General features: G+C 69.4%; 3 protein-coding genes. All 3 read left to right on the plus strand.

What is annotated here, in order from left to right; genetic code table 11:
• Window positions 1–503: 503 nt before the first annotated feature.
• Window positions 504–1,469, plus strand: a complete 966-nt coding sequence (lpxC, locus tag P409_RS30220; RefSeq protein ID WP_052121585.1) for a UDP-3-O-acyl-N-acetylglucosamine deacetylase — start codon at window positions 504–506, stop codon at window positions 1,467–1,469.
• Window positions 1,470–1,607: 138 nt separating this feature from the next.
• Window positions 1,608–2,438, plus strand: coding sequence for an outer membrane protein assembly factor BamD (locus tag P409_RS30225; protein ID WP_238578807.1), 831 nt, complete (start codon window positions 1,608–1,610; stop codon window positions 2,436–2,438).
• Between the two features lie 4 nt (window positions 2,439–2,442).
• Window positions 2,443–3,212: AAA family ATPase (locus P409_RS30230; RefSeq protein ID WP_034847163.1), on the plus strand; the 770-nt coding region annotated here is incomplete at its 3' end.

Genomic DNA, 3,212 nt, shown 5'->3' on the forward strand with positions numbered 1-3,212 from the left:
AGCAGCGCCTGGCGATCGATGCCGGCCGCGCCCCGCTGCCGCGCAGCGACGAGGACGCGCTCGACATCCCGGCCTTCCTCCGCCGCCAGGCGAACTGAGGCCGGTCCGTCCGCTTCCATCCACCGGCCGCATGCTCCCCTCGCGGCCGGTGGGGATCTTGATGTGCTCTCGCCGCCCGCCTCCGCGGGCGGCTTTTTTATGCGCCGTGTGCGCCCGGCCTTGCCGTGACGGCAGCCCCGGCCTATCAGCAAGGGCCGGGTAGCGAGTCGATTCCCGCCGGTTGACGCGGTTCGTGGGGCCGGCATCCGCCGGGAACAGGAGCGCGGCTAAGTCATTGCTTCGGTTGGGATCTGACCGCAATGCGCCCGCGTAACACATCGAAACAAAGTGTGATTTTTTCTGGCGCGCCAGCCGGTCTAGGGTGCCTTCGTCCCGAAAGGGACGCTCAATCAGCACTTTGCAGCGCGAAGTGCATGTAAAGCGAAGCGAAGGACACCTCCATCGTGGCTCACATCTCGGCGGAATCGGGTGCGGCAACGCAGAAGACGCTGAAGACCGCGATCAAGTGCACCGGCGTCGGCCTGCATGGCGGCCAGGACGTCACCATGGTGCTGCGCCCCGGTGAGATCAACACCGGCATCGTTTTCGTGCGCACCGACGTCCCCCAGGGCCGGCGCAGCATCACCGCGCGCTGGGACAAGGTCACGGACACGCGTCTGTGCACCGTCATCAGCAACGCCCAGGGCGTCGCGGTCGGCACCATCGAGCATCTGATGGCTGCGCTGCGCGGCTGCGGCGTCGACAACGCCGTGGTCGAGCTGAACGGCCCGGAAGTGCCGATCATGGACGGCAGCGCCGCCCCCTTCGTGTTCCTGATCGAATGCGCCGGGCTGGTCAGCCAGCCGGCGCTGCGCCGCAGCATCCGCGTGCTGCGCCCGGTCGAGGTGACGGCCGAGGACCGCTGGGCCCGGCTGACGCCGTCGGCCAGCACCACCTTCAGCTTCGAGATCGACTTCGCGAGCCGCGCCATCGCGCATCAGGAAGGCCTGATCCGGCTGGCGAATGGCAACTTCAAGACCGAGATCGCCCGCGCCCGCACCTTCGGCTTCGCCCAGGAGGTGGAGGCGCTGCGCCGCCACGGCCTCGCGCGCGGCGGGTCGCTGGAGAACGCGATCGTGGTCAATGGCGACCGGGTGATGAACGCCGAGGGCCTGCGCTACGAGGACGAGTTCGTGCGCCACAAGATCCTCGATTCGATCGGCGACCTGTACCTCGCCGGCGCCCCGATCCTCGGCCATTTCCATGGCTACAAGGCCGGCCACGCGCTGAACAACCAGCTGCTGCGGGCCCTGTTCGCCGACGACACCGCCTGGTGCTACGACACCAGCTTCGGCGCCGAGACCGCGGCCGAGCCCTGGGCCCGGCCCGCGGCCGCCGCCGCTTCGCTGCCCACCGCCAACGCAGCCTGATCCCGTTCCGCTTGCCGCCGCCGCTCTTCCCCGATTCTCGCGGAAGGGCGGCGTGCGTCCGTCTGCGGGAAGGCGTCTCGCCATTCGCGTTCGGGGTGGGTATATAGGGGCCCGGACAGAACCGAAGGCGATGATCGAGTGAACAAGCGTCTGCAGTTTCGCCACCTGGCGCGGGTCGGGCTCGTCCTGCCGGCCGTTCTTCTCACCGCCTGCGGCGGTTCCTCCTCCGACAAGGACAAGCCCGCCGCGGATCAGCCGCCGGAGGCGCTCTATTCCCAGGCGCAGCAGGCGTTCGACGACAACGACTTCAAGACCGCCTCGTCCCGGTTCGACGAGGTCGAGCGGCAGCACCCCTATTCGAGCTGGGCGACCAAGGCCCAGCTGATGTCGGCCTATTCCAGCTACAAGCGCGGCGACTATGACGGCGCGACCGTGGCGCTGGACCGCTTCATCAGCCTGCATCCGGGCAGCGAGGAGCTGGCCTACGCCTATTATCTCAAGGCGCTGTGCTATTACGACCGGATCTCGGATGTCGAGCGCGACCAGCGCATCACCCAATTGGCCACCAACGCGCTGAACGACGTCATCACCCGCTTCCCGAACAGCGACTACGCCCGCGACGCCAAGCTGAAGCTGGACCTGACCTACGACCAGCTCGCCGGCAAAGACATGTCGATCGGCCGCTTCTACCTGAAGCGGGGCGAGTACAACGCGGCGATCAACCGGTTCCGCAGCGTGATCAAGAATTGGCAGACCACCAGCCAGGTGCCGGAGGCGCTGGAGCGCCTCGTCGAGGCCTATGTCGCGCTCGGCCTGAAGGATGAGGCCCGGCACGTGGCGGCGGTGCTGGGCCACAACTATCCGGGCGACCCCTGGTACCAGGACGCCTATGTGACGCTGACCGGGTCCGGCATCCGGCCGCCCGACGAGAAGGACTTCTTCGACCGCACCCTCGAGTCGCTCTTCTGATCCCATGCTGGCCGGACTTTCGATCAGGAATGTCGTTCTGATCGAACAGCTCTCGCTCGGCTTTGCCGAAGGCCTGTCGGCGCTGACCGGCGAGACCGGGGCCGGCAAGTCGATCCTGCTCGACGCGCTGGGCCTCGCCCTCGGCGGCCGCAGCGAGGCCGGGCTGGTGCGGCACGGGGCGGACGCCGCGACCGTCAGCGCCGAGTTCCTGCTGCCCGACGATCATCCGGTGAAGGGCCTCCTCGCCGCCCAGGACCTGCCGGTCGACGACACGCTGGTGCTGCGCCGCAGCGTCGGCGCCGATGGCCGCAGCCGCGCCTTCGTCAACGACCAGCCGGTGTCGATCGGCCTTTTGCGCCAGATCGGCGCCGGGCTGGTCGAGGTGCACGGCCAGTTCGACACCCAGGGCCTGCTCGATCCCCGCACCCATCGCGAGGTGCTGGACGCCTATGCCGGCGCCGGGGCGCTCGCTGCCGCCTGCGCCGAAGCCTGGGAGACCTGGCGCGGCGCCCTGCGGCGGCAGGAGGACGCCCTGGCGGAGGCCGAGCGGGCCCAGGCCGAGGAAGGCTTCCTGCGCCATTCGGTCGAGGAGCTGGAGGCTCTGGCGCCGGAGCCGGGCGAGGAGGCGCAGCTGGCCGAGCGCCGGGCCCTGCTGCAGCACCGCGAGAAGGTGATGGAGGGCGTCACCGCCGCGCTCTCGGAGCTGTCCGGCGACCGCGGCGCCGAGCGAGCCCTGGTGGCGGCGCAGCGGGCGCTGCAGCGCATCGCCGACCG

The organism is Inquilinus limosus MP06, from assembly GCF_000767795.1.
Classification (GTDB): Bacteria; Pseudomonadota; Alphaproteobacteria; order DSM-16000; family Inquilinaceae; genus Inquilinus; species Inquilinus limosus_E.